The sequence below is a fragment of the Limnoglobus roseus genome, assembly GCF_008254045.1.
GTDB classification, from domain to species: Bacteria; Planctomycetota; Planctomycetia; order Gemmatales; family Gemmataceae; genus Limnoglobus; species Limnoglobus roseus.
This window is the reverse complement of sequence record NZ_CP042425.1, coordinates 1,926,852-1,952,064: the sequence shown is the minus strand read 5'-3', so window position 1 is coordinate 1,952,064 and position 25,213 is coordinate 1,926,852. Positions and strand designations below refer to the sequence as shown.

The following is a 25,213-nucleotide window of genomic DNA, read 5'->3' as shown; positions in this document are numbered from 1 at the left end:
TTTTGCCATTACCGGTCTACCGAAGTTTCTCACGGAAGTAGTCCTTCCAGTTCTCAGGGAGTACCGGATTCTCGACCGCTCGACGGAGCAGTGTTTGGTTCTTCGACTCCACTGTGAAGAGCCGGACGACATCCGCAACGGTGAAGGCATCTTCCGCCCGGCTGATCGGCTCGATGGCGTCGCCCGCCCCAACATCCCCTTCAACGGCAACGGAGAAGTAAAATCCCGTCCGCCCCGATTTGAGCATCCGCCGGAGCACATCCGTGCGGCCGAACTTGATCCCGAGCTTGTAACAGGGCATGCGCGGCTGGGTGACGATGAACTCCGCGGTCCCGATACGAAACCGATCGCCGATTCGCACGTCCTCCAGCAAGCCCTCGGTCGTCAGGTTCTCGCCAAACGCCGCGCCTTCCAGATCAGCATCAGGTAGTTCCTTCCGCCACTGCGGGTAGTGCTCGGACGGGTAAACGTACACGGCCTTCTCGATCCCGCCGTGGACAGTCATGTCGGACTGTTCATCCCCCTCGAAGTTCAGGGTGGTGACGTGCAAACGGCGATCAACGGGCGTCTTGAAGATCGAAGTGAGCACGGTTTCGCCGTTCCACTCGACCTCGCGCGGACCGCCGACGCTCAAAGAAATGACTTTCACGAGACTTGCCCTCGTTGCCCACGAACAGAAACGACGCTGCTGGTTTACTCCGAACTTGCCGTTTCCGCATCTGGATGGGTGCGTGGCGTGATGAACCGTCCTCGAAACCCGCAAGGGAAAGCCAGTGGCTTCTCTTTGCGCTGCTTCGCAGGGTACGACCGGTGTGCCAAAGGCGCGTGAACAAGTCAGAGCCGAAGCATTTCCTCGTATCGCATTGTCTGAGATTCAGAAATGTGTCTCTTGAAGTTCGCTGCACCCAGCCGGACAATTACGCCTTGCCCTGCGAATGAATCCGGAGCTTTCCGATGGCGGTCTCCCATCCGACGGACGACGAATTGACGCAGTACAGCCTCGGTACGCTTGATGCCGATCTTATTGCGCGCATTGAACAGCATCTGCGGACTTGCGGTCCGTGTCGGAACTATTCCGCCAACAATCATTCCGATGTGGATGTGGGGAAGCCTGAATCGCGACTCTCGACCGGCACGCACGTCCAGTTTGCGCCTCCATTCCCTCATTCCGCTGCCGGTGCCACAACGGGTGCCTATTCGGACCCGGATGCCACTGTGCTGGCCTTGCTACAGTCGCTTGAGCAGTATACGGATGTACGAGAGCTTGACCGTGGTGGAATGGGAGCAGTATATCTGGCTCGCAATAAAAGTTTCGGACGTGACGAAGTGCTCAAGGTGGTTATCCCGTCTAGCCAGAAAACTCGCGACACGACTGCCAGATTCAAGCAAGAGATGGAGGCGATCGGTCGTCTCAATCACCCAAACATTGTAACTCCGTACGCGGCCTTTCGGGTAGGCGAATTATTCGTGTTCAGCATGGAGTTCGCAGGCGACAACCTCGATAAGCGAGTTCGAGCTAATGGTCCGTTTTCTGTTGCCGATGCTTGCGATTTCGTTGCACAAGCGGCTGACGGGCTTCAGCATGCGTTCGAACGCCAAGTTGTACACCGCGACATCAAGCCTAGCAATCTGCTACTAATTGAATCTGGCGGGCAAGCAGTGGTTAAGATCGTGGACTTCGGTTTAGCAAAGGCTCGCGAAGAGGCCAATACTGCGGATGCAACAGATGCTGGACTTACAAATACCGGAGAGGTTATGGGGACACCGGCGTATTTATCGCCGGAGCAGGCTATCGAAATGAAGAGCGCGGATATCCGGACAGACATCTATGCTCTTGGCTGCACGCTCTACGCCCTCCTCACAGGTCTGCCGCCGTTTGCCAGTGAAACAAAGATGGGATACTTGATGGCCCATGCGCGGGAGCAGCCTCCGCCCCTGCGCAAATTGCGGCCTGAGGTCCCGGCTGCGCTCGAAACGATTGCTAGTAGGATGCTTGCAAAGAATCCTGCTGATCGGTATCAAACCCCGGCCGAAGTTGCCGATGCGCTGCGCAAGATTGTCATAGCAATCAAACTACCGGGAACACAGGTAACTCACCCTTCAAAAAGCCGGAAGAAAATTGCCATTGGCGCCGCGCTATTATCAATCGTCGGTATCGCAGCCTTGGTGTCGATGCCCTCGATTTTGAAAGAGAAGCAAGGTGAGATTGAGCAGACCGAATTAACGCCGGACACGAATATCAAACAGCCCGACCCACTGCCTCCGATCAGTCCAAATAATCCTATCGTCGCCCCCACGGGCTTACCTTCGAAGGAGACGCCTCGTCCAGCCGTGCCAGCATTCACCGCAATGTTTAACGGTCATGACCTTAATGATTGGACACGGATCTATCCACAGGACCAGGCCGTGTGGGAAGTGAAGGATGCAGTTTTAATTGGCACCGGCCAAGGCTCTCCGCGTTCTCCGTTCTCTATCCTTCGGTTCAACAAGTATACGCCTCGAGACTTCCACATTCGGGTCCGAGCTGCGCGATCTCCGGGACCACCTGCATCCCTGTTGATTGGGAATGGTATTCGTGGAATGCACCACGGCCGGTACCGGATAATGTTTGCGTCCGCAGAGAATTTAGCTCCGGCTGCCGGACGTGTCATGGTTGAAGGAAAACTGGTTTCTCAAGTGGGCGAGAGCGTCAGCAGTGTGGCAAATCAAAAGGCCTGGAACACTTACGATGTGATTTTAGAAGGTAATCGCCTACGTGTCGACGTGGATGGCGTGCTGACAACTGAGTATACGGACGCAGGTCTATGGGCTCAGCCGCTGGGTCTAGCACTGCATATTCCCGGAGACTCCTCTGTAAAAGTCCAATCTCTGGAAATAAAGGAACTGCCGAAACAACCGACAGGATTCGTCGAGTTGTTCAACGGCAGGGATTTGTCAGGATGGGAGCAATTAGGGAATAAAACCGGAACATGGACAGTCGTGAATGGAACGCTCGTGGGAAGCTGGCCCACTACTGGAATAGGCATGGGCGGAAGTGTGTTAAAATTAACATCCAACATATACCGAAACTTTCATCTTCGTCTCCGAACGACGAAGCCAGCGGCACGTGAATGCCACTTGAGCCTCTTTGAAGGACCTGCAGGATCTGGTGGGCTGTATCGGGTATCTTTCGGGTCGGCAGACGGAAAGCCGGGTGAAGAGACAGGACGCCTACTGTTCTTGCGAAACGGCCTTTACCCGCTTCTGTCGCAACCCAAGATCGATCCCAATAAGTGGTATGGCTTAGGGGTGATTGTCCAAGGCAATCGCATCCAGGTTGAAATAGATGGGATACGAACGGCCGATCACACGGACGAGAACATGCCGGCCGAGAACTGCCGTATATGCCTCACCCTCTTGGCGGGGACAGAAGCTCGATTTCAAGCAATTGAGATCAAGGAACTCCCACCGCCTGCACAGAAGTAGCGGTGTCGAGTTCAGCCCCCCGCATCAGGGATGTGCAAGGCGGCAAAGCCGGTGCGCAGCACGAAACCCTGGAGCAGCCCGGCCGAAGGCGACGCCCAAAACGAAGAAGCCCCGCCACACGGGCAGGGCTTTCTTGTCGATCAGTGGGCGGTTAATCCGGGATACGACCACTCTCTGCGGCCTGCTCACGACGCTGGCGGACAGATTCCGCGTAGCTGACTGGATCGGCCTGGTGCTGACGGAGCGCATCGGCCAGCTTCTCGACACGGCTCTCAGCGTCCAAACGGATGGCGACGGGACGGGTGGAAGGAACACTGCCGGGGTCTTCACCCTGACGGACAATCTGCTTCAGCCACATCTTGTTGTCGTTATCCCACGAGAAGCCAGTCTGCTCCCCGTCCTCGCCCTTTACATGGCGGCGGATGATCTGCTTTTCCTCGTCGCTCAGCGTGCGGCCTTCCGGGAGGTCGACCTTGATGCCGATACCCATGCGGTTGTCACCAGCGTCGATGAGCCGAACAGCGAGGTCGCCCGCTTTGACCATGAGCGTGCCGGGGAGCTTGCGAACTCCTGCGGCGTGGCTCTCGCGGCGCTTGCTGCTCGGGTTGGCGATGTGACCAGTCGCGTGCTGACCGTGACGGCGTGCTTCCGACTCGACGTGACTGTGACCGTTCTCGTGGGAAGCCTGACGATCAGCATCCGGCAATCGGGTGCTGTCGGCAACTTGCTGCACGATTGCAGCGGCCGTTGGCGGCGCCGAGTCGAACTCGGACGGGTTGAAACTAGTATCGGCGGGGGATTGGGTAGCGACTTCCTTCTTGCGTGTACGGGCCATGATGGGCGTCCTTTCTCTCGGGTTGAACGCCTAACCGCGACCCGAGAGGGCACGGCCAGGCCCGAGGAGAGGTAGCGCGTTTCGCATCCACTGTCAACGAACGGCGTACATCCAGAACTCGCCGAAGTCCGTAGTATCCCATTGCGTGCCGCTTCCACCGTAACGAGGACTCTTCCATGCCAGCAGCGCCGCAAGAGCCGTACAAAGTTGCCCGATTCCTGGTAGAAGTCGATGGCTTGTCCGGTTTCCATGTCTCCCGCGTGAGCGGTCTGAAACGCATGACCGCTGTGGACATCGTCCGCGAAGGAGACGCGCCCCAGACCGAGCGTGCAACCCCCGGTCTTACCAGTTTCGCGCCGGTGGTCCTCGAACGCCCAAGGACGGACGACAAAACCTTCCAGAAATGGGCCGATCAGGTGAGCGGCAGGACCGGACAGGGGTCCGCCTTCCGAAAAATGATGGCGATCACTCTGCTGACGGCAGCCGGACAACCGGCGGTGCGATTCAAGCTCTTCAACTGCTGGCCCTCGAAATTCGTGGCGTTCCGGTTCTTGAACGCTGAATCAAGCGAGGTCGTTGTCGAGCGACTGGTAATTCAGCATGAAGGGTGGGAATTGGATGATGCACTGGTGCCTCCCCTTCCACCAGCACCGCAGTGATGGCTCCGGGGGCTGGACTTGCACCAATCAGGCAGGCAGGGGAAGCATGCAATCCTGCCAGCGTCGCTCTATTGGCTCCCCGGAAGAAGTGCTGCGGGCCGGGCTGATTAACCACCGACTTGTAACCGAAGTCTCCCGGAACCGTGGTCGTCGCATTGCCCCGCAACGTGGAGACTTTGGCAGAGTTCAAGGTTGTGGTCAACCGCCTTTCTTGGAAGCGGCAAGAGCCTCTCGGTATTTCCGACTTGCTTCAGCTTCTGATTCTTCCAGCCCCTTCAGGTCTCGCATCCTCTGCTCCAAGGCCAACATAATCTCCATTGGATCTAAATTCGGATTGATCCCCAGACCCACGAGGCGGCGGTCTTCAGAGATTTCGCGGGCCAGGTCTTCTTCGGATGTGTCGCGTGGCATGTGTGTCCCTCTTCGTCAGTCGATGTTTCCTCTCCTTTTGCGGGAGAGGACGCGGATGAATTCGCGGCGGTCAGAGATGGCATTCTGAGCTTTCGCTTCTTCCTCTGTTGTAGCCGCTGGAGAGTGCCTCTTCGGTATTTTCTCGGAAGCGTTACTGAGCACCTTTTTCACGAACGATTCGAGGGTATCTTCGTGCTGCTGGTTCTTTGCGGCCAGCAGAAGCCCCTTACCACTGTCCGGCGGAATTTGCATCAGGACTCTCTGGTGCGTGTTGCCCGCCGCCCGCGCCTCACCGAGAAGTGTAACTGTAGTATCGCATGGCGTGACGATGAAATCATCCGACTCGAATAGCTGAAGGTGCCTGTCTGCAAACTGCTCCGGTGAAACCTCCCCCTTCTGCGTTAGATGCCGAAGATACCCTTTCCTGAATCTTCCGAACGTCTCAACGAATGCGGTGTGGGGAGCGATGTCACTCAAGCCATAAGTTGTTTTGAGGTGATCCACACGTGCCGCTGAGGGGATGACTATCCCCATCTCCATACCACGATCCATCGCCGCGTAGAACCTCATTGGGAATGCGGCCTTGCCATCAGGCCCCAGCATGCTCGGGCGCATCGTTTGGGTGGTGGTGACCCAGTAGTGCGAATCACCCATCGCGGCGATCAGGTCGAGAGTGGCCTCTTCGATTTTCCGGTCGGCCTCTTCCGATCTGCGTGAATAGCTACTGGCGCACAGCCTGTCGAGCTTCTCGATCAGTGCAGCGAACGTGTTGCTTTCTTGCGGCGTGATCTTCTTGCGGCCACCAGGCTTCGTGAAGTTGTCCTGGTTGTAATTCTTTTTCAAGCTCTCAGTGGTTTCGTCCATTCCCAAGGCTGTTGCGATCTTTACCGCTGAGCCCAGGGGGTATAGTGGACCCCATTTGCGAGACCAAAAACCGACGAATTTAAGCTACTCCTTCGCCGGCTCTTTTGACCGTCCGGCCCGGTACACCTCGGCCGGGGTCTTGTACCCCAGTGACTGGTGCAAGCGGGCCTCGTTGTAGAAGGTGAAGTACGCCTTCAACCCCCGCTCCAACTCGGTCACCGTCTCGTATCCCCGCAGGAACACGTCCTCGTACTTCACCGTCCGCCACAGCCGCTCGACGAACACGTTGTCCAGGCACCGCCCCCGGCCGTCCATGCTCACCCGCGCCCCGGCCGCCTCCACCCGCTCGACCCACGCCCCGGCCGTGAACTGCACCCCTTGATCGGTGTTGAACACCTCCGGGGTGCCGGCCGCCAACGCCTCGTCCAGCATGTCCCGGCAGAACGCCCCGTCGAGCGTGTTCGACAACCGCCAGGCCACCACGTACCGGCTGTACCAGTCGATGGTGGCGGCCAAGTACATGAACCCGCCGGGCAGCGGCAGGTATGTAATGTCGGCACTCCACACCTGCCCGACGCGGTCGATCGGCACGCCGCGGAGGAGGTACGGGTACACCGGGTGGCCCCGCCCGGCCGACAGCTTCGGCTTCGGGTGGATGGCTTCCAGGCCCATGACCCGGAGCAACCGCTGGACCCGCTTGCGGTTCGCCGGGTGGCCGTTGCGGGCCAGCCACCGGGCGATCCGCCGGCTGCCGTAGAACGGGCAGGCCGTGTACTGCTCGTCGATCCGCCGCATGAGGGCCAGGTTGTCGGCCGACTCCTCGGCCGGCCCCCGGTAGTACGTGGCCCGGCCGAGCCCGACCAGTTGGCACTGCCGACGGACGCTCAGGTCGGCGTGCCCGGGGTCGATCAGCGGCCGCAGGTCGTCAACCGAACGTCGCAGCTTTTTTTTTCACCCAGTCGAGCTCGACCTTGAGCCGGCCGATCTGCTCGTACAGCGCGGGTGTCTGGTCGTCGCCGGGGGCGACCGCCTTCGCTCCGGCGGCGAACACGGCCTCGGCCCCGGCCAGGAGTTGCTTCTTCCACCCGTGGATGAGGGTCGGGTGGACGCCGAAGTGGGCGGCCAACTCGTTGACCGTCTTGTCGCCCTTCACCGCGGCCAGAGCGACCTGGGCTTTGAACGCCGCCGTGTGGGTCTTCCGCTTCGCCGTCATCAGGACCACCTCCGAGGGCCGCCAGAGTAGCTTACCTGGCGGTCTCAGTTTCGGGGTCCACTATAATCGGCCGTTTGACTGGTGAGCGATTCGAGATGACCGACGAAGACATCAAGCAGAGGGTAGCGGAGCTTGAGGCTGAGCGCGGGAGGAAGCGGTGAACAACGTCACTCCACGCTACGTCTCCGGTATCCGCCCGACCGGCGAGATTCACCTCGGGAATTACCTCGGTGCCGTGCGTCGTTGGCGGTCGCTGGAGGGCGTGTTCTTCGTGGCTGACCTTCATGGGCTGGGGGGAGCCGTTCAGGAGACAGCAGAATCGCTTTCTCGGTGCGGCGTGCAGAACGTGGTCGTCGAGTCTGACCATAAGGCCGACATTCTTGAGCTTTACCATCAGCTATCGTTCCTCACGCCCACGGTACTGCTCGGCCGGATGACGCAGTTCAAGGATAAGTCCGCGTCGGAAATGGCCACGCTGTCCCTGTTCGCGTACCCGGTCCTCATGGCCGCTGACATCTTCTATTTCGGCGGCACCCACATCCCAGTTGGTAGCGATCAGATGCAACACATCGAATTCGCCCGAGACCTTTGGGACGTTCTCCGGGCGCGGGGTTCGACATCGTTCGAGAAGCCGGAAGCAGTCATCGGCGACAGCCCAAGGATCATGTCGTTGACAGACGCTACGCGCAAGATGAGCAAGTCCGACCCCGACGAGATGTCACGCATTAACGTGTCGGACCCGCCTGACGTGATTCGTCAGAAAGTGCGGGCTGCTAAGACCTCGATGAGCATGGCCGACGACACACCCGAAGCGAACAACCTCAGAACGATTTATCGCGCCGTGGGTGGCACCCGAGTTCACGAGCGGTGGCCAACATTCAAGGCTGAACTGGTAGACCTGCTGATCGTGGAGTTGGCCGCATGACCTCGCTCCAGCAGTCTGCCCTCGACTTCTGCCGCGAAGTACTCGGTTGGGAGGACCTACAGCCCCAACACCGAGTTTGTCCGATCCGGAACTGGACGCGATTTGCGAGTGCTTCGCTTCACCGATTTGAGCGATGTCATCGAAGCAGTGCGCATCTGGTGTGACACGCAAGAAGCAGGGCTAGAGTTCGCTTACTACGGGTACATCCCAGGCGAGTGGCAGATCAGCATTTCGACCCCAATCTCGGTCGAAGAGATCGTGCATTCCGACCTCTGCCACGCCCTCATGGCCGCCTCCATCGCGGCAAAACGAAAGCTGAACACTGGGACATGACGGAAGCTGTCGCCAACTGAGGTGCAACATGACCGTGAGAGAAGCCGCCTCCCGCATCGGCGTATCGCCGAGTTTGGTTTACGAGTTGTGCCGTCTCGGTTCGCTCCGGCACACTCGACACGGGCGCCCCGGCAGCCGCGGCACAATCCGCATCAGCGAAGAAGCGTTGCGGGAGTATCAGGCGGGGTGCGAACGCGAGGGAGAGGCCGCGAGTAACGACGGCCCTCTCCAGTTCATCCATTGACCGGCAGTCAACCCGCCGCCCGCTTTGCTGCCTCCCGCAGGGTGTCGCCCTTCTGGTCCAGGTGCGAGTAGTATTTGCTGATAGTTGCGGGGGAGTTCCCCACCAACTCGGCCACGATGTCAGCGCTCATCCCCTTGGCCAGACTGTCGGTGATGTACGTGTGACGCCATGCGTAGGGGTTCAGTCGCGGGATGCCGAGCGCCTTCTCCACCTTCCGCATCCACTTCGACACCGTCCCTTTCCCCCACGCGATGCCGGTTCTGGTTCGGAAGATCGGCCCGGTCGGGTGACTCTCGGCCAGCTTGCGTAGGACCGCCTGCAACTCCTCGGTCAGGTAGACGACCCGCTTCTTCCCCTTCTTGGCGGTTTTGTGCTTCAAGAACGTGATCGTTCCCGAAGGCCAGTCGATCATCTCCGCCGTCACCTTCGCGAGTTCCGAGAACGGCCGGGCACCCGTCTTCTCCAGTGCGATGATGAACTCGCGGACGCCCTCGGGCAACCACTCCCGCACTTTCTTGCGTTCGTCGGCAGTGAGGATGCGTTCCCGGCGGGCGTAGCTTCCCCGCTTCAGTTTCGCCAGTGGGTTGCTGGCGATGTACCCCTCGGTGAACGCCCAGTTCAGGCACGCCCGCAGGATCGACCTGGCCGTCGTCCGCGTGCTCTCGCCCCACGATTGGAACCGCACGGGTTCGGGGGAGCCTTCCGGCTTCGCCTTCCGCTTCCGGGGGCCTCGGGCTTTGCCCGGCTTGTTGTGGGAGATCAGCCACTCGGTAACGTGGTGGACCTTGATGTCCGTCGCCTTCCGCTTGCCGATGAAGTCGCAGAAGCTTTGGAGGTAGACGGTCTGCACCTTCACCGTCTCCGGCTCCTTCGTCCGGGCGGCCTCCTGAAGGAACAGGTCGGCCAATTTGTGGAAGGACGGCCTCAACCCGCCCGTCTCTTCCTGCGGTTCCTCGCTGGCCAGCAGCGTGTGGAACGCCTTTTCCGCCTCCTTCTTGTCCGTGGAGAGCTTGATCTGCTCGCCGCGGTACGTGGTCATGTACCAGCCGGTTTGTTCGCGGAACCAGATCGAGGGCTTGCGGGCCATGTTTAACCTCGTGCACGGAATCCCCGGAGCGATGCGGAATTCTATGCACGAATTCCGTGCATCATTCTCTGGCGACGCTGGAATTCCTGCAAAAACAAGGCGTAAACCACCATCCGGATTGGGAAGGACACTACCCGGACTGGATCATTGCCCGCCTCGGCGTGATGGAGTTCCTCGCGTCGGGCCACGGCGACACAGCGTTGCAGAACGACATGACCTACCTCCGCGGCATCCAGCACATCGACGCCGGCCCGCGGAACCAAGCGAGCTTCATTCTCTGCGACCAGTTATTGGTGGCGTGATGTCAGGAGTCAGGGGACAGGAATCAGAAAAACTGACGCCTGACCCCTGATCCCTGGCCCCTGAACGGAGGACTTCTCATGCCGATCGACACGCGAAGCAACGTCAAGATGATGCTGGGCATCACCACCGACGACGACGACGACTTCCTCGACCGCCTGATGGGGGCGGCCGATGCGTTCATCGTGAGCCACTGCGGCCGGTCGTTCACCGGCGGCGCGTTCACGGAGTATCACCCCGCTGGCGGCCGGGTGCTGTTCCTCGCGAACTTCCCGATATCGACTGTCACGGGCGTGAAGGTCGATCCGAGTGGGGCGTTCGGGGCCGAGACGCTCTTGGGGGCAGACGCTTACGCCCTGTTGGCCGATCGCGGCGTCCTCACCGCACGGGGCGGAGCCTTCGGCGGTTCGGGCGACGGCCCGGTCGCGGTGCAGGTCGTTTACGAGACGGCGACGGACGCCGTCCCGCTGCCGGTCAGCCGGGCTTACGCCGAGTTGGTGGGCATTTGGTACCGACAGGCGAAGACGGCCGCGCACTTGGGTCAGTTGAACCTCATTTCGCAAGAAGAAGGCGGCATGGAGACCACCTACGCCAGCGGGGCGAATGGCTTCCGCGTGCCGGCGACGGTGCTGCAGTTGCTCGAGCTGTACCGTGTGCCGCCGATGTGACCGTTTGAAAGAAAAAGTTGCCACATTTCGCGGAACCTTGGCGACGCTCAGAGGTTTTTCATATTGTGCTTGATGCCTTGTCTGCGTTTATGTTACAGTGGACACCCGCCCACTCTTTTTCATCTCAGGTGACTTTTTATGCTTCTCTCTCTCTCCCGAAGCCGACGCGGCTTCACCCTGATCGAGTTGTTGGTGGTGATCGCCATCATCGCCATCCTCATCGGTCTCCTGCTCCCAGCTGTCCAGAAGGTCCGCGAGGCCGCGGCCCGTGCCAAGTGCACGAACAATCTGAAGCAGCAAGGGATTGCCATGCACTCCTACCACGACGTGCGCGGGAAATTCCCGGCCAACCAGCAGCAAATCGGCGTCAACGTGTGGGAAGGGGTGTCGGCCAGCTACTGGATTCTGCCGTACATCGAACAAGGGCCGTTGTTCCAGCAGTTCGTGATTCCGGCGACTGCACCGCCGCAAGGGCGAAATAGCGGCGATACGCCGCCGGCGGGCGTGACGTGGAGTGGTAACGCGGCCAACTGGAGCACCGCGTACAACCTGATGAACACCCCGATCAACACGTTCATTTGCCCGTCGTCGACGTTGGCACCGCAACGGGGCACGAACCCGGGCGGGTGGGACGGCCCCGGCTCGAACTACGGGTGGAGCTTCGGTAGCAGCGTGCAAGGGATGTGGAATGATGCCGCGAACGGCATGATCTCCCAGCGGATCGAGCGGAACATGGCCTCCGTGACCGACGGCCTCTCGAACACCCTGCTCGCCTCGGAGTTGCTCTCGGGGTCGAACGCCCCGCAAGCGGGGCCGGGCAAGTACCCGTTCGACGTCTTCTACGCCGGCGACGGACCGATCACGTCGGTCGCCAATAAGGAATTCGCCACCCAGGCTGAACTCGACGCGATCGGCTCGGCCGCCAAGAACAGCCCGCAAGGGGTGAAGTCGAACAACGGCACCATGCCGCTGTGGTACTCGATCGGCCAGTCCGGCCTGACGACGGCCGCCCCGCCGAACTGGAGTTGGCCGACAGCAGGTGGCAACTGCTGCCCCGGCGGCGCGCACGACTGGAGCTGGGGCGTCGTCCCGGCCCGCAGCCTGCACACCGGCGGCGTCAACGCCCTCCTCGGCGACGGGTCGGTGCGGTTCGTCCGCAGCACCGTCGATCTGGTCACCTGGCAGCGGCTTGGCCACGCACGGGACGGCGGCGTCGTCTCGCTGGAATAAACTGCTCGTCACTTTCCTCTCGACGGCCCGTCCGCACCCGCGGGCGGGCCTCGATTTGTTCGTTCTTGCTTTATCCCTCCCGGAGTTCCCATGTTTCGCACGTGTCAATTGCTGGCCGTTCTCGTGACGCTGGCCGGCGCGGTCGGTTGCGGCGGGCCGAAAGAAGAGAGCATTTCCGTTAAAGTCGACCCGATGGTTCAAGTGAAATCGACACTGGAGCGATACGCGAACGGCCAACCGCTCGGCAGTGAAGTGACCAGTTACGATTACATGGTCAACGAGGTTCGAAAGGTCGACGCGGCGAAGGCAGACATTCTCAAGGCGGGTTTGGAAGACATCCAAAAGACGAAAGGTAGCCCGGCCGCCAAGGCCAAAGATTTGATGAAGAAGCTCAACCTGTAAGGCTTCGAGTCGCTCGCCTTCCGGTTCGGGAGGGCGAGCGACGGACCACATTTCTATTCGCCCTTCTTGCCGGCCTTTCCCTTCGCCTTGCCCGAGTCTTCGCTCTTAACGATGCTCAGGCGGTAGCAGCCCAGTTGCAACGTGCCGACCACGTCGGGGGCGTCGCCGCCGGGGGTGTAAATCTCTGGCCGGAACCGGTAGACGACCTTCCGGCCGTCCTTCTGGTCTTCCAGCAGGCCCGCCTGCCGCATCACACCGAGGTGGTGCGACATGTTCACCATCGGGATGCCGATGAGCTCCGCAAGCTCGCCGACGTTTCGCGGACTCTCCGCGAGCCGGTGTAGGATGAGCATTCGCGTCGTTTCTCCCACCGCTGCGAGCATGACCGCAATGCGACGGGCTTCCTGGTAATCAATCATGTCGGACCGTACGGGTAGTTTGAAGGCCGCTGGGCACGGTCGGGCGGGGGGTAAGCTCAGAGAGGGGCGAGTTTTTCCGCTCTGACGGGCGCGGGGAGATCATTTTATAACATCTTGGAATCGGCGTGAAAAGCTGGCCCAGGGAAATCGCATTCTCCCTACTCCGGCCGATACCAGATTAGTCGAGTTATAACGGATGAAAGTTGCAGAAATTGGCCAAACAAATTGATAATCGACCAAGCAAGCGAGAAATGAAAAACCGGGGTCGGTTCCGGGCGGTCTTCGTTCACAATTGTGAACAAAGACCTTGCGACACGGCAGGTGGCATGGGGCGCACGCCGTTAAGCGGGTTCCCACGTCATCCGGGATGGACGGGCACTTCGCCTACCCATCCGTTCGGTAGCTTGGCGACCATCGGTTATTGGTGGGGGGCACCAACCGAAGGCCCATAGCTTTGCGCCCCCGCCTTTCGACGGGTTTGCCATTTCGCGGTTTGAGAACAGCGTTTCGTGCCGCAAGCACGGCCGCGGAACCGACCCAAACCCGGACCGCATAAACCGGTCCGAGCATTGGTTTCCACAAGACTAGAACAGAGCCGGTCGCGAGGAAGGGGAATTTTGCGAAAGGCACGGAATTTTTGACGAATGTCCGGAATCGGCCGCCGGGATGATAACCTTTTGCAACGCCGCCGTTTACGATCGGATACAGCCGGCCGGCCGCTACGCCGGGGGCCGGAACTGCTTCAACCGCTCCCGGTACTCTTCCCGGTCATCGAGTTCGATGGCCTTCTCCATCCACGCGGCGGCCGCCGGGGTGTCGCCGAGTGCGGCACACGCGACGGCGAGCGTGTCGAGGAAGCCGGCCTGCAGCCAGTCGGTCAGTTCGCAGGCGCGGGTAGCCAGTTCCTTCGCCTGAACCGGGTTTCGCACGTCCGCCTTCTGCGACGTAGCCCACACCCAGGCCAGTTGGTTGAGCGTGCCGGCATCCGCAGGTTCGCATTCGAGGGCTTGCAAGAAATCGCGCACGGCCGCCGCCTCGTCGCCCGCCGCTTCGAGGGCGGTGCCGCGGAGGAAGTAGCCCATCATCCGGCGGGGCCGCTTTTGAACGATCGCGTCGAAGTCCGCAATCGCGTCGGCCGGCCGCCCCATCGCGAGGTACGCCCGGCCGCGGCGTTCCAGCACTTGCTCCATCGTCGGCGACCGTGCCAGCAACTCGTCGGCGGCCGCGATCACGGCCGGCCAATCCTGCATCTGTTCGAGGGCGTACAACCGCCCGATCCGCGGCGACGTGGCGAGCGGGTCACGCGCCGCCGCGACGGCAAAGTCGGCGGCGGCGCTCGCGTACTGCCGCAGGGTGAAGTACGCCCGTGCCCGAACCTCGTAGGCCGAGCCGTCGTCTTCGTCGAGTCGCAGGGCCGTGTCGGCGTCGTCGAGGGTGGCCTGGGGGTTGCCGCAATCGAGGTGCAGGAGTGCCCGTTGAACCAAATACTCCGCGGCCCGTTCGGGGTCGGCACGGATGCCGGCTTCGTAGTCCGCGAAGGCGGCCGCCGATTCGCCGAGCCGGGCGTGGCAGTGGCCGCGAACGGCGAACAGGTCCACGCGGCCGGGGTCCAACCGCAGGGCGGTATCGCAGTCGGCGATGGCGTCGGCGTACCGCCGTTGTTTCAGCAACTCGGCCGCACGTTCGGCCAATACCTGTGGTTCGTGCGGCTTCAACCGCAGCGCGGCGTCGAGGTCGGCAATCGCCTTCGGCCGGTCGCCGAGCGCAAGGTACGCTTTCGCCCGGTAACGGTAGCCGGCGGCCACGCGAGGGTCGAGCGCGATGGCCCGCGTGAGCGACTCGACGGCTTCGACGAAGTCGTCCGCTTCCAGGGCGGTGAAGCCGCGTTCGAAGAGGGCTTGCGCGTCGGACACTACTTCACCTCGACAATGCGCAGGTTGCGGAACAGCAGGTCCGTGGTCGGGTCGTGGCCCTGGATCGACAGGTGACCCTTGGCGGTCTTCAGTCCTTGCCGCGGGTTGTCGTTGGCCGGTCGCTCGTCCTTCCAACTGACGACCGGGTAACCGTTGACCCACGTCGCGAAGTTCGGCCCGACGGCGAGCAGCGTCATCGAGAACCACTCGTTGTCGTTCGATACCACCTTGCGGGCCGGGATGCGGCGGTAGATCGCCCCGGTGCCAAAGTCGGCCGGCTTCGTGCGGTCGCCGTCCTTGAAGGCGTTCTGCACCTGCAACTCGTAGCCGTTCTGGTACTGGTCGGCGATGCACCGGAAGAAGACGCCGCTGTTGAGGGCCGTACCGTTCGTCTTGCACTCCAGTTGCAGGAGGAAGTCGTCGAACTGCTTCTCGCTTTGCAAGTCGCCGGGGCCGTTCTTCACCGACAGCTCGCCGGCCGACGTGACGGCGAACGTGGACTTCGCTCGCTTCTCGTCCTTGAAGACCTTCCAGCCGGTCAAGTCCTTGCCGTTGAGGAGGTTCTCAGCCTTCGTAGGACGGAACTTCAAACTCGTGAGTGGCTTGAACCCATCTTGTGCATCGACTTCCAGCACGCACGCGGACGCCTGGGTGACTGCCCCGATCGGTTGCTTGACCTTTTCTACTACTCCGCTGAGATGCCGGAGGGTAAGCGGCACTTCGCCCGGAGCCCATGCCAACTCGCCCGCTGGCAGGGTCACGGAGAATCGCGTCGCCTCACCATTCGCCACGGCCAACGCACCGCCCGCCACGGTCGCCTTCCCCGTCCAACCGAACGTGGTTTCTCCGTCGAACAGCAGCACCCAGCCGTCGGCAATCTCCTTCTCCGTTAGCAGGGCCGGCTTTTTCGCGTCGGCGGCCGTTGCGAAGGTACTGGCGAGCAGCAGGCAAAGGCCGGCCGCGGTGGAGCGAAGGAGTTGGTGAAGCGGCATGGACGGGTTCCTCGGGAGGGGGAATCCGTGACATCTTATGCGGCCGGTGGCGTCTTTTCCTCCGAACGATTACACTGGTCCGACCTGACGCGAGACACCGCATGAACGCTCCGCCCCAGATCGGCTTCCTCGGTCGCACCTTCGGCTGGTCCGGGTCGCGGCAAGAGTGGCTGGCCGTCGCCGGCGTCGGGGCATGGCTGGCGATGGGCGTGGCGATCAGTCGCTACACGCCGCGACTGACGGTGGGCGAAGCGATTCTCGCCTACACGGTGTGGGTGCTGTTGATCGGCGTGGCCGCCCGCGACGCGGTGCGGAACCTGTTCGGCCCGGTGTTCTTCTACGACATCGTCCGTGTCGGCCGGCAACGGCTCACGTTCATCTTGCGACTGCTTTACGCCGGCGTAGTTGGTAGCACGCTCCTGATGATGTACTTCGGCTGGCTCGACAGCAAGGTGAACTACTTCCGCGTCGCGAACCCCGTCGTCGGTACGAACGAGTTGTCCCGGTTCGGGGCAGAGTTCTTCGAGACGTTCGTCACCATTCAGTTCTTGGTCGCGGTGCTGCTCACGCCGGTCTACGTGGCCGGTACGATCTGCCTGGAGAAAGAGCGCAAGACGCTGGAGTTCCTGCTCGCCACGGACCTGAGGAACCGCGAGATCGTCTTCGGCAAACTCGCCTCGCGGGTCGTGAACCTGCTGATGTTCGTCCTGCTCGGCCTGCCGATCCTCGCGTTCATCCAACTCTTCGGCGGCGTGGATCCGGAACAATTGCTCATGGCCATCGTCGCCACGGTCGTCACGGTCATCGGCCTGTCGGCCCTGAGCATCTGGTATTCGACGATGCTGAAGAAGGCCCGCGACGCGATCATGCTGACGTACCTGACCTACGGCGCGTACCTGTTCGCCTCGCTGTTCGCCGCCGCGTACTCGAACCTCGCGCCGTGGAAGGGGTGGTGGAACACGCCAGTCGATTTCGGCATCGTGAGCTTTGGCATTCACGACATTCTCTGGCGGCTCGCCGACGGCAACATCATCTGGCAACTCATCCTCATGGAAGGTGCGAATCGCGGCCGGGGCGGCCTCACCGTGACGGCCCCCGATCAACTCACGAACTACGTCCTCTTCTGGGCGATTGCTTCGACCCTGCTTCTCGGCCACGCGATCGTGCGGTTGCGGACGGTGGCACTTCAACAGGCTTACGGCTCGCCCGGCGGCACGCGCAGTCGCAAGCGCAAGGTGGTGACGGCCGACGGGACCGAGAAGGTGGTCGTGAACGAGGTCACGCGGACGCACCCGAAGATCGGCGAGAACCCGGTTTTCTGGAAGGAAGTCTTCGTGGACGCCGGCGGGCGGCGCGGGCGGGCCGTGCAGATCATCTCCGGCCTGATCGTCGCCCTCCTCCTGTCCCCCCTCGGCATCATCGCGTGGAACCACTTTTTCGACGACGGCTTTAGCTACGGCGGGCGGTCCTCGTGGTATCACTTCACCGAGGCGGTGAACGCCTGGGTCCGCGGCGTGACCGGCATCGTCACCGCGTTACTCCTGCTCGCGGCCGCGGTCCGCGGGGCCGGGGCGGTCAGCGGCGAGAAAGACAAGGACTCGTGGATCAGCCTGCTCAGCACGCCGCTCTCGGCCGACGAAATTCTGATGGGCAAGTGGTGGGGCTGCGTCCTCGGCGTGCGGCGGATTTACTTCTTGTTGCTCGTCATCTGGTCGTGCGGCCTGGCGCTGGGGTCAGTCAACCCGCTCTTGATCGCTGTGACGGCCCCGCTGGTGTTGCTCTACACGGCCGCCTTCAGTTGGATCGGCCTCTACTTCTCGATGACGGCCCGCAACACGATGGTCGCCACCGTGCGGGCGTTCTTTGCGGCACTGTTCTGCATGGGCGGGTACTGGCTGCCGATCGTGCTGTGCTGCGTCCTGCCGCTGTCACTGACGCACGCCAACGACCGCGACTTCGTCCCGTTCGGGCAGATTCTGCTCGCCATTGTGCCGCCGTTCCTGGCTGGCTGGATGCCGATGCTCCGGACCGACCGACACGAGATGGGGTGGTTCGACGACCGCGAGCCTGGCGGCATCGGCTGGCTGGCCCCCATTGCCGCGATCCTGTTCTGGATGGTCTTCACGAGCGTCCTGGCGACGGCGTGCCGCGTGAAGTTCCGCAAGTTGACGAACCGCGAATCGCAGGAACTCCCCGGCAGTTGGGTGCTCCAACCGCCGGCCCCGCAGGAAGAACCGGGGACCAAGCAGAACCGCTACGAGTGACTATTGAGGTGTAGCCGATGATCCGTTGTCTCGCCCTGGCCCTCGGCCTCGTGACGCTGCCCGCGTTCGCGGCCGAACCACCGCTCGGCAAGCTCTCGGAGAAGTACGAGTCCGGCGGCCACGGCCCGGGCACGGTTTCCACCGGCGTCGGCGACCCCGGCGGCGTGTCCTACGGCACGTACCAACTCGCCTCGAAGGTCGGCCGGGCGGACCAGTTCGTGAAGAAGTATTACCCCGACCAGTTCAAGGGCTTGAAGGGCGGGAGCGACGAGTTCACCGCGAAGTGGAAGGAACTCGCGAAGGCCGACGCCGACGGTTTGAAGAAGAACGAACACCAGTTCATTCAAGAAACGCACTACGACCCGCAGGTGAAGAAACTGGAGAAAGAACTGAAACTCGACGTGACGAAACGCTCGGCCGCGTTCCGCGACGTGGTCTGGTCTACGGCCGTCCATCACGGCCCCGGCACGGACGTAATTGTGACCGCAGCGAAACCACTGACGGCCGGCGGCAAATCGGCGGCCGACGTGTCGGACGAGGATCTCATCAAGGCGATCTACGCCGAGCGCGGCCGCAAGACCGCCGACGGCAAACTCGTCCGCTTCAAGGGCGTGAGCGACAAGTGGATTCCGGCCCTGACGAAGCGATTCGAGCGCGAGCAGGTGGATGCGTTGGAGATGTTGAAGAAGTAGACCGCGAACTCTGGTCCCCTCTCCCCCGGCTTTGAGGGGGAGAGGGTTAGGGTGAGGGGCGAGCCTTCACGAGTGTTGAGACAGCTTATCTTGTGAGGATGGTTTCCCCCTCACCCCGACCCTCTCCCCCTCAAAGCTGGGGGAGAGGGAGAAAATCTAGTCTCTGTTACAACTGCCGCCCCGACACCGCCGGTTCCGCTACGATGCAGCTCGGTGCGGGCTTCGGTTCGAGAAGGCCCGCCATCTTGCCCGGCCGGAACGATTCGAGGAACGTGCGAAGTTGTTCGTACTTCGCGCGAATCTCCGTCGCGTGCCGACGGTCTTGCTCCGCGACGAGTCGGACGGTTTGGACTTCGGCCTTCGCTTGTTCCGCTTCCTGTCGGCTCACGGCGGCGTCTGCGGCGGCCACTTCTGCCAGGCGGGTCGCTTCGCGAATGCTGCCGACCGCGTAGGTCGCGAGGCCGAGCATCAGCAACAGCATGACGGCCGCTGCCGCGGTGACGGTCGTCAACCGTGGGCGCCGTGAGAACCACGTGAACAGCCGTCGCGTCACCGACGGCGGGCGGGCCACCACGGTCTCGCCCACCAGGAATCGTTGCAGGTCGGCGAGCAGCTCGTTGGCCGTGCCATACCGCTTCGCCGGGTTCTTGTGCAGGCACTTCAGGACGATCGCTTCCAAGTCGGCGGGCAGTTCCGGGCAGAACCGTGTCGGCGCGATCGGCGAATCGTTCAGCACCTTCAGGACGATGTCCAGCGTCGTCTTGCCGTCGAACGGCGGGCGGCCGGTGAGTAGTTCGTACAGGATCGCGCCGAGCGAATACACGTCCGTCGTCGGGCCGACTTCCTTGTCGCCGGTGGCTTGCTCCGGCGAGATGTAACTCGGCGTGCCGAGGACCGCTCCCGTTTCCGTGATCGGCCGGGCGGAATCCGAAACACCCAGCGCTTTCGACAGGCCGAAGTCGGCCAACTTCGGCACGTCGGCGGCGAAGAGGATGTTCGCGGGCTTCAGGTCGCGGTGGATGATGCCCGCGGCGTGGGCGAACTGCACGGCATTCGCAAGGTGGGCCGTCAGTTTGACCGCCGCGGTCGGCGACCACGGCGTGCCGTTCAACCGATCCGCGAGGGTGCCGCCATCCACATGCTCCAGCACGAGATACGGCAAACCTTGGTGCTCGCCCGCGTTCAGGAGTTGCACCACGTTCGGGTGCCGCAACACGGCCGCCGAGGTCATCTCGCGACGGAAGCGTTCTCGTTCCAACGCTCCAGCGTGCGATCCCGCGATCAGCACCTTCACTGCTACGATTTGGCCGGTCATCGCGTCGCGAGCTTTGTAGACCACGCCCATGCCGCCACGGCCGAGTTCCTGCAAAAGCTCGAAGCCGGGAATCGACGGAAGAGGCGAGTTAACAACCGTTTCGATGTGCGGCAGGGTGAGCGCATTGACCCAACTTCCCGGGCCGTCGTCGGTCGAAACGACAGCCGCGGCAAGAAGTTCGGGCGAACTCTCGGTGGTTAGCTGGCGTTCCATGACGGCCTCAGGGTGGGGTCAACTACACATAGGACGACAAAGGCGGGGGATTATCTCAAACGGCGTTACAGTTTCGATACGTTGGTAGGCACATTTTGAACGCGAAACGGGGCGGGGCAGGCGGGGTAGTTCGTCGTCCCTCCATAAGTACCCGCTCGGGGCGGTTTTGATACGAGAATTTTTGATGAGAGTTTGACAACCGACGAGCCACCGGGGTTCGCGCGGGCCTGCTAAGGGTTCGCGGAACGGCGTCGGAGATTTCGTCCCCTCTAGAGTCTCTAACTCGTGAAAACGCAGATTCGGCGAAGTTTTTCCGAAGGAGCGCCAACTCTCACGGAACTATCACGTACAGCGAGGGTGTGGGGAAGATGCGATGAGATTGTCGACTCGCGGCCGATGGCTGGGCTTCACCCGAGGACTCGCGCCGCTGAACGCCGAGGCGGACGCGGCCCTGTTGGGCCGCTTCGTGGCGGGGCGGGACGAACTCGCCTTCGAGGCGCTCGTCCACCGGCACGGGCCGATGGTGTACGCGGTTTGCCGGCGGCGGCTCGGCGGCGGGGCGGACGCCGACGATGCCTTTCAGGCCACCTTCGTGGTGCTGGCGCGGGACGCCGGGAAGATCGCCAACCGCGAGGCACTCCCGGGCTGGTTGTACCGCGTGGCGTTCCTGACGGCGCTCAAGGCGAGCAGTCGGGCGGCCGCACGGGCCTTCGCACCGTTGCCGACTGAAGGGCTGCCGATGAACGACCCGCCCGACGCCCGCCCGGTGCGGCAGGAGCAAGCCGCCATTATCGACGCCGAGGTGGCGAAGCTGTCCGAGCGGGACCGCACGGTCCTCGTACTGTGCCTGATCGAAGGCAAGACGAGTGCGGAGGCCGCGGCCTCTTTGAACATCCCCGTCGGCACGGTCGATTCGCGGCTCAGCGTGGCCCGCAAGCGACTACAAGTGAAGCTCGTCCGCCGCGGCATTGCCGTCTCCACGGCCGTCACCCTCGAACGCCTTCTGGACGCACCGCTCTCGGCGGCCGCGCCGGCCCTCCGCGAACTGATCGCGGCCACCGCCCGCGGCGTCCTTTCCACGATCACCGACGCCACGGCCGGGGCACTCTCGCCCGCGGTCACGTCTTTAGCGCAAGGAGTTTCGACCATGACCGTGACCAAACTGAAACTGCTCGCCGCCTTCGGCCTCACGCTCGGCCTGTTGGGCGGAACGGGGACCGGGATTTACTACGCGACGGCCCAAGAGAAGCCCACCGCGAAGTCGCTCGCCGACCCGGCGAAGCCGACCCCGGCGGTGAAGGCGACGCCCGAGAAGATCGTCTTCGCCGCCACCGGCGGACAGACCTCAAAGACCACGCTGACGCTCGACAAGTCGGCCGGGTTCCAGGACGCCCTCAAGGACCAGACGGTGGCCTCCATCCTCGAACAACTCAGCGCGGACACGGGCACGACGATCCGCCTCGATCTCGCCTTCTTCCGACTGAACAGCGTCGAGCAACCTTACGAGAAGAAGATCGCCATTCCCGTGGTGAAGGGCCTCACGGTGCGCGACATCCTGGAAGAAGTGCTCGACCAGCTCCTGCCAGGGTCCACGGAAGGCGGCATCGCGGTCAAAACCGGCATCCGCGTGAAGGGGAACCAGATCATTCTCGGCCGCGGGTCGGTGGCCGCCACGACCCCGGGAAAGACCGCCGTAGGCCAGGAGGCGGCACAGCTGGTTTCGGAAAGCGATCTCGCAGCCATCCTGCACGGCCCGGTCGTGGGCATCGCGGCCGACAACCTACCGCTCGCGGATTTCGTCAACCAACTCCGCGAGCAGACCGGGGCGAACATCGTCGTCGACGCCCGCGCGAAGGATAAGTTGCAACAGCCGGTCACGCTGACCGTCAACGACACGCGGCTGATGACGGCCCTGAAGATCGCCGGCGACATGTGCGACCTCGCCCCGGCCGTCGTGGACAACGTCTACTACCTGACGACGAAGGAGAACGCGACCCGGTTACTGAAGGAAACCTACCGAGAACTCTACGGCGAGGCCCAGGTGCCGATCCCGCCGGGGACGGTGACCGACGGCGTGAGACTGTACGAGAAGCCGACGAACCTGAAACCGATCGAGATGCCGAACTTCGGCCTCGGCGGCGGCGGTGGCCCGATCACCACCGTGCCAGAAAGCATGACCCGCCCGGCCGAGAAGAAGTAGCCGGAAGGCCGTCACACCCTACCCCTCTGTCCCGGAGGGGCAGAGGGGTAGGGTGTACCCCTCCGGGGGCCAAGACCCGTTCCCGGATCATCCCGCCGCCAGCCTTGACGATTTCCCGACACCGGGCCGGCACTTCTCATCGCACGTTCATCGACAATTGCTTGTATTCCCCGCGGACGTAGGGTTAGAATCTAATCGAATCTTCTCCCCACCGGTTCCTCCCACTCGCAAGGAGCCGTTAGCATGGCTCTCCTTGACACTCTTCTCGATGCCGTCGGTCAGGCATTTTGTGAACGGGGCCGACGCGCCCTCGCCGGCGAAATTCCCTACGGCGACGTGATGACCGACGTTTCGAAGGTCACACTCGACTACATGCGCAAGCACGGCCCGAGCGAAGACATCCAGCACGCCCTGGAGGAACTCGCGGCCGCCGGGGACGACCTGTACCAGGCCCACCTCGACAAGTCGGTCGAGCGATTGGGCCGCGTGCAGAACCTCCCCTTCCGCGACGCCCTCGTCGACTACCTGACGCACTTCCCCACGACCATCCGCCAGATGTTCCGCCGGCCGTCCGATCCCGAGGGGCGAACTGGCGGCGAGACGCTCGCGTTCTACAAGGGCGAGCAACTCCTGTCGTACCTGCCGCCGCGGCGGGCGCACTACCGGGCGGGGGCGACGCCGCCGAAACTGGACAACTGGCGGCTGGCCGAACTCCGCGGGCTGGGCGAGTGCAGCGAAGTCTGGCTGGGCATCGACGATTCGGAAGGGGCCGCCTCCCCGGCCGCCCTCAAGTTCGCCATCGACCCGCAGACGGCCAAGCGGATGGCGGCGAGCGAGGAACTCTTCGTCAACGTGTTCGCCCTCAACGAGATCAACGGCATCGTGCCGCTCCGGTCCGTTTACCTCGACGCCGAACTGCCGTGCCTGGAGACGGCCTTCGTCTACGGGTACGACCTGACCGGCCTCATGGCCGAGTGGCGGTGGAAGTACGACAGCCCGAAGCCCGAGGCGGCGATGAAGATCATCCGCCGGCTGGCCGAGATCGTCGGCCGCGCGCACACCCGGGGGATCGTCCACCGCGACCTGAAGCCGTCGAACGTCCTCGTCCACCCCGGCGACGGCGGCAAGTTCTCGCTGTGGGTCACCGACTTCGGCTGGGGCCAGATCGAGGCCGAGCGGTCCCTGGAGTTGGCCAAGCACTGCGAGACGCCGAAGTGCGAACAGCTCCGCCTGGCCTACCGCGGGGCGTACACGCCGCTGTACGCATCGCCGCAACAGCGGCAGAACGAGCCGCCCGACCCGCGGGACGACGTTCACGCGCTGGGCGTCATCTGGTACCAACTACTGAAGCGCGACCCGCACGTCGCGTCGCCGGTCGGGAGCGACTGGGCCGACGAGTTCACCCGGCACGGCCTGACGGCGAACCAGGCGAAACTGTTGACCGCGTGCGTGTCCACCCGGGCGGACCGCCGGCCGGGCGACGCGAAGGCGCTCGCCGACCTGCTGAAGATCGAGGCCCAGACCATTGCCCAGTTGCCGTCGGCCATCGACCCAGACGGGTCGCGGAGCGGGGTGTTGAACCGCCAAGGCGGGGGAGGCCCCAAGCCGGTCGTGCTCCCCGGGAAGGCCATTGACACCGACGCGGCGGCGGCGGCGGCCACCGCCTTGCTCGGCAGTGCCGGGGTGGGCGGCAGCAAGTTCGGCACGCGGCCGGGCCTCTCCGGCATTAACGGCGGGTCGAAGGTGAACGCGATAGCCGAGAAGACGGCCGACGGCCACGTGAAGCTGGTCAAGAACTCCCTCGGCATGGCCTTCATGTACATCCCGCCGGGCACGTTCCAGATGGGGGCCGCCGACGAAGAGGCCGGGCGCAAGGCCCACGAGACGCCGCTGCACCCCGTCCGCATCAGCCACGGCTTCTATCTATCCCTCTTCCCGGTCACGCAGGGCCAGTACGAGAAGTTGAAGGGAAAGAACCCGTCGTTCTTCCACAAGGAAAAGGGCGGCGGCGGCGACCTGCCGGTCGAGTCGGTGTCGTGGCACGAGGCGGAGAAGTTCTGCCAGAAGCTCAGCCAGCTCGCGGACGAGACGCTCGCCGAGCGGGCGTACCGCCTGCCGACGGAGGCGGAGTGGGAGTACGCCTGCCGGGCCGGCACGACGACGCCGTTCTGGCGCGGGACCACGCTCATCCCCGAGGACGCGCACTTCAAGACCGGCGGACACGGCCGCCCGAACGCCGTCGGCCGCACGCCGCCGAACCCGTGGGGTCTGCACGACATGCACGGCAACGTCAGCGAGTGGTGCGGCGACTGGTACAACGAGTACTACTACTTCGACAGCACGGGGACCGACCCGCACGGCCCGCCGCGGGGGGAGAAGAAGGTTGTCCGCGGCGGCAGTTGGGCCGACCCCGCGACCGACTGTCGCAGTGCCGCCCGCAAGGCAATGGCCCCGAACCACCCGTGCAACACCATCGGCTTCCGCGTGGTACTGGTCGTGAGTTGATCGGCGAGAGCGGACACGGGCGGGGCGGCGGTAGTCGAAGCAAGTCTCCGGGTGGGACCAGGGT

The 25,213-nt window shown here is 62.9% G+C and carries 23 protein-coding genes and 1 riboswitch; of the genes, 13 read left to right on the top strand and 10 right to left on the bottom strand.

The genetic code is table 11. The annotated features are described in order from the left end of the window. Nucleotides 1-16: 16 nt before the first annotated feature. Nucleotides 17-649, bottom strand: a complete 633-nt coding sequence (locus tag PX52LOC_RS08080) for an MOSC domain-containing protein (protein ID WP_149109614.1) — start codon at nt 647-649, stop codon at nt 17-19. Between the two features lie 305 nt (nt 650-954). Here PX52LOC_RS08080 and PX52LOC_RS08075 point away from each other — a divergent pair, with 305 nt between their 5' ends. Continuing rightward, entirely contained in the window at nt 955-3,465 is a 2,511-nt protein-coding gene (locus PX52LOC_RS08075; RefSeq protein ID WP_149109613.1) for a protein kinase domain-containing protein, read from the top strand. A gap of 151 nt (nt 3,466-3,616) precedes the next feature. On the opposite strand, the gene PX52LOC_RS08070 is transcribed toward PX52LOC_RS08075, so the two are convergent. Beyond that, complete coding sequence (locus tag PX52LOC_RS08070; protein ID WP_149109612.1) at nt 3,617-4,300, bottom strand: hypothetical protein; 684 nt, start codon at nt 4,298-4,300, stop codon at nt 3,617-3,619. Between the two features lie 176 nt (nt 4,301-4,476). On the opposite strand from PX52LOC_RS08070, the gene PX52LOC_RS08065 reads away from it, so the two are divergent. Beyond that, nucleotides 4,477-4,959 (top strand): phage tail protein, encoded by a 483-nt coding sequence (locus tag PX52LOC_RS08065; RefSeq protein ID WP_149109611.1) that lies wholly within the window; start codon nt 4,477-4,479, stop codon nt 4,957-4,959. 198 nt (nt 4,960-5,157) lie between these two features. Here the strand turns inward: PX52LOC_RS08065 and PX52LOC_RS08060 are convergent, their stop codons facing one another. The 3 genes from PX52LOC_RS08060 to PX52LOC_RS08050 all read right to left on the bottom strand — a co-directional run bounded on the left by PX52LOC_RS08060 (nt 5,158) and on the right by PX52LOC_RS08050 (nt 7,450). Then, entirely contained in the window at nt 5,158-5,370 is a 213-nt protein-coding gene (locus PX52LOC_RS08060; protein WP_149109610.1) for a hypothetical protein, read from the bottom strand. A gap of 15 nt (nt 5,371-5,385) precedes the next feature. Further along, nucleotides 5,386-6,234, bottom strand: a complete 849-nt coding sequence (locus PX52LOC_RS08055) for a hypothetical protein (protein ID WP_149109609.1) — start codon at nt 6,232-6,234, stop codon at nt 5,386-5,388. Between the two features lie 84 nt (nt 6,235-6,318). Continuing rightward, a protein-coding gene (locus PX52LOC_RS08050; RefSeq protein ID WP_390637529.1) for an IS3 family transposase occupies nt 6,319-7,450 on the bottom strand; the annotation gives its coding sequence in 2 pieces (ribosomal slippage) (nt 6,319-7,167 and nt 7,169-7,450; 1,131 coding nt in all). A gap of 154 nt (nt 7,451-7,604) precedes the next feature. On the opposite strand from PX52LOC_RS08050, the gene PX52LOC_RS08045 reads away from it, so the two are divergent. The 3 genes from PX52LOC_RS08045 (at nt 7,605) to PX52LOC_RS43785 (ending at nt 8,949) form a co-directional block, all read left to right on the top strand. Further along, entirely contained in the window at nt 7,605-8,372 is a 768-nt protein-coding gene (locus PX52LOC_RS08045; protein WP_149109608.1) for a tryptophan--tRNA ligase, read from the top strand. A gap of 108 nt (nt 8,373-8,480) precedes the next feature. After that, nucleotides 8,481-8,705 carry a hypothetical protein gene (locus PX52LOC_RS08040; protein WP_149109607.1) on the top strand — a complete coding sequence of 75 codons (225 nt, stop codon included), beginning with the start codon at nt 8,481-8,483 and terminating at the stop codon, nt 8,703-8,705. Nucleotides 8,706-8,733: 28 nt separating this feature from the next. Continuing rightward, nucleotides 8,734-8,949, top strand: a complete 216-nt coding sequence (locus PX52LOC_RS43785) for a helix-turn-helix domain-containing protein (protein WP_149109606.1) — start codon at nt 8,734-8,736, stop codon at nt 8,947-8,949. 7 nt (nt 8,950-8,956) lie between these two features. Here PX52LOC_RS43785 and PX52LOC_RS08030 read toward each other — a convergent pair whose 3' ends face one another. Continuing rightward, complete coding sequence (locus PX52LOC_RS08030; RefSeq protein ID WP_149109605.1) at nt 8,957-10,036, bottom strand: tyrosine-type recombinase/integrase; 1,080 nt, start codon at nt 10,034-10,036, stop codon at nt 8,957-8,959. Between the two features lie 56 nt (nt 10,037-10,092). Here PX52LOC_RS08030 and PX52LOC_RS08025 point away from each other — a divergent pair, with 56 nt between their 5' ends. From PX52LOC_RS08025 to PX52LOC_RS08010, 4 genes are all read left to right on the top strand, one after another. Continuing rightward, on the top strand, nt 10,093-10,338 hold the full coding sequence (locus tag PX52LOC_RS08025) for a hypothetical protein (protein ID WP_149109604.1): 246 nt from the start codon (nt 10,093-10,095) through the stop codon (nt 10,336-10,338). 78 nt (nt 10,339-10,416) lie between these two features. Then, complete coding sequence (locus PX52LOC_RS08020; RefSeq protein ID WP_149109603.1) at nt 10,417-11,004, top strand: phage head-tail connector protein; 588 nt, start codon at nt 10,417-10,419, stop codon at nt 11,002-11,004. Between the two features lie 138 nt (nt 11,005-11,142). After that, nucleotides 11,143-12,234: a DUF1559 domain-containing protein gene (locus PX52LOC_RS08015; protein ID WP_149109602.1), complete on the top strand. Its 1,092-nt coding sequence runs from the start codon at nt 11,143-11,145 to the stop codon at nt 12,232-12,234. Nucleotides 12,235-12,324: 90 nt separating this feature from the next. Beyond that, nucleotides 12,325-12,636 carry a hypothetical protein gene (locus tag PX52LOC_RS08010; protein WP_149109601.1) on the top strand — a complete coding sequence of 104 codons (312 nt, stop codon included), beginning with the start codon at nt 12,325-12,327 and terminating at the stop codon, nt 12,634-12,636. Nucleotides 12,637-12,689: 53 nt separating this feature from the next. Here PX52LOC_RS08010 and PX52LOC_RS08005 read toward each other — a convergent pair whose 3' ends face one another. The 3 genes from PX52LOC_RS08005 to PX52LOC_RS07995 all read right to left on the bottom strand — a co-directional run bounded on the left by PX52LOC_RS08005 (nt 12,690) and on the right by PX52LOC_RS07995 (nt 15,960). Continuing rightward, nucleotides 12,690-13,019 carry an ArsR/SmtB family transcription factor gene (locus tag PX52LOC_RS08005; protein ID WP_261368406.1) on the bottom strand — a complete coding sequence of 110 codons (330 nt, stop codon included), beginning with the start codon at nt 13,017-13,019 and terminating at the stop codon, nt 12,690-12,692. Between the two features lie 431 nt (nt 13,020-13,450). Next, a riboswitch (cyclic di-GMP riboswitch) is annotated at nt 13,451-13,548 on the bottom strand. 226 nt (nt 13,549-13,774) lie between these two features. Next, entirely contained in the window at nt 13,775-14,968 is a 1,194-nt protein-coding gene (locus PX52LOC_RS08000) for a tetratricopeptide repeat protein (RefSeq protein WP_168218864.1), read from the bottom strand. Continuing rightward, complete coding sequence (locus PX52LOC_RS07995) at nt 14,968-15,960, bottom strand: 3-keto-disaccharide hydrolase (RefSeq protein WP_149109598.1); 993 nt, start codon at nt 15,958-15,960, stop codon at nt 14,968-14,970. Before PX52LOC_RS07995 ends, PX52LOC_RS08000 begins: the two co-directional genes overlap by 1 nt. A gap of 101 nt (nt 15,961-16,061) precedes the next feature. Between PX52LOC_RS07995 and PX52LOC_RS07990 the strand changes: the two genes are divergently transcribed. Both PX52LOC_RS07990 and PX52LOC_RS07985 read left to right on the top strand, forming a co-directional pair. Further along, nucleotides 16,062-18,224 (top strand): ABC transporter permease subunit, encoded by a 2,163-nt coding sequence (locus tag PX52LOC_RS07990; RefSeq protein ID WP_168218863.1) that lies wholly within the window; start codon nt 16,062-16,064, stop codon nt 18,222-18,224. A 17-nt stretch (nt 18,225-18,241) separates the two neighbouring features. Beyond that, complete coding sequence (locus tag PX52LOC_RS07985; protein ID WP_149109596.1) at nt 18,242-18,916, top strand: VgrG-related protein; 675 nt, start codon at nt 18,242-18,244, stop codon at nt 18,914-18,916. Nucleotides 18,917-19,082: 166 nt separating this feature from the next. On the opposite strand, the gene PX52LOC_RS07980 is transcribed toward PX52LOC_RS07985, so the two are convergent. After that, the gene (locus PX52LOC_RS07980; RefSeq protein WP_149109595.1) at nt 19,083-20,444 is read right to left on the bottom strand and encodes a serine/threonine-protein kinase; all 1,362 of its coding nucleotides are present in this window, start codon (nt 20,442-20,444) and stop codon (nt 19,083-19,085) included. A 373-nt stretch (nt 20,445-20,817) separates the two neighbouring features. Here PX52LOC_RS07980 and PX52LOC_RS07975 point away from each other — a divergent pair, with 373 nt between their 5' ends. Both PX52LOC_RS07975 and PX52LOC_RS07970 read left to right on the top strand, forming a co-directional pair. Beyond that, nucleotides 20,818-22,644 (top strand): RNA polymerase sigma factor, encoded by a 1,827-nt coding sequence (locus PX52LOC_RS07975; RefSeq protein WP_149109594.1) that lies wholly within the window; start codon nt 20,818-20,820, stop codon nt 22,642-22,644. A 243-nt stretch (nt 22,645-22,887) separates the two neighbouring features. Further along, on the top strand, nt 22,888-25,149 hold the full coding sequence (locus tag PX52LOC_RS07970) for an SUMF1/EgtB/PvdO family nonheme iron enzyme (protein WP_149109593.1): 2,262 nt from the start codon (nt 22,888-22,890) through the stop codon (nt 25,147-25,149). Nucleotides 25,150-25,213 lie beyond the last annotated feature (64 nt).

Coding starts and splice junctions, on each gene's coding strand:
- PX52LOC_RS08075 (WP_149109613.1), top strand. CDS start 955: ATGGCGGTCTCCCATCCGACGGACGACGAATTGACGCAGTACAGCCTC.
- PX52LOC_RS08070 (WP_149109612.1), bottom strand. CDS start 4,300: ATGGCCCGTACACGCAAGAAGGAAGTCGCTACCCAATCCCCCGCCGAT.
- PX52LOC_RS08065 (WP_149109611.1), top strand. CDS start 4,477: ATGCCAGCAGCGCCGCAAGAGCCGTACAAAGTTGCCCGATTCCTGGTA.
- PX52LOC_RS08060 (WP_149109610.1), bottom strand. CDS start 5,370: ATGCCACGCGACACATCCGAAGAAGACCTGGCCCGCGAAATCTCTGAA.
- PX52LOC_RS08055 (WP_149109609.1), bottom strand. CDS start 6,234: ATGGACGAAACCACTGAGAGCTTGAAAAAGAATTACAACCAGGACAAC.
- PX52LOC_RS43785 (WP_149109606.1), top strand. CDS start 8,734: ATGACCGTGAGAGAAGCCGCCTCCCGCATCGGCGTATCGCCGAGTTTG.
- PX52LOC_RS08030 (WP_149109605.1), bottom strand. CDS start 10,036: ATGGCCCGCAAGCCCTCGATCTGGTTCCGCGAACAAACCGGCTGGTAC.
- PX52LOC_RS08020 (WP_149109603.1), top strand. CDS start 10,417: ATGCCGATCGACACGCGAAGCAACGTCAAGATGATGCTGGGCATCACC.
- PX52LOC_RS08015 (WP_149109602.1), top strand. CDS start 11,143: ATGCTTCTCTCTCTCTCCCGAAGCCGACGCGGCTTCACCCTGATCGAG.
- PX52LOC_RS08010 (WP_149109601.1), top strand. CDS start 12,325: ATGTTTCGCACGTGTCAATTGCTGGCCGTTCTCGTGACGCTGGCCGGC.
- PX52LOC_RS08005 (WP_261368406.1), bottom strand. CDS start 13,019: ATGCTCGCAGCGGTGGGAGAAACGACGCGAATGCTCATCCTACACCGG.
- PX52LOC_RS07995 (WP_149109598.1), bottom strand. CDS start 15,960: ATGCCGCTTCACCAACTCCTTCGCTCCACCGCGGCCGGCCTTTGCCTG.
- PX52LOC_RS07990 (WP_168218863.1), top strand. CDS start 16,062: ATGAACGCTCCGCCCCAGATCGGCTTCCTCGGTCGCACCTTCGGCTGG.
- PX52LOC_RS07985 (WP_149109596.1), top strand. CDS start 18,242: ATGATCCGTTGTCTCGCCCTGGCCCTCGGCCTCGTGACGCTGCCCGCG.
- PX52LOC_RS07980 (WP_149109595.1), bottom strand. CDS start 20,444: ATGGAACGCCAGCTAACCACCGAGAGTTCGCCCGAACTTCTTGCCGCG.
- PX52LOC_RS07975 (WP_149109594.1), top strand. CDS start 20,818: ATGAGATTGTCGACTCGCGGCCGATGGCTGGGCTTCACCCGAGGACTC.
- PX52LOC_RS07970 (WP_149109593.1), top strand. CDS start 22,888: ATGGCTCTCCTTGACACTCTTCTCGATGCCGTCGGTCAGGCATTTTGT.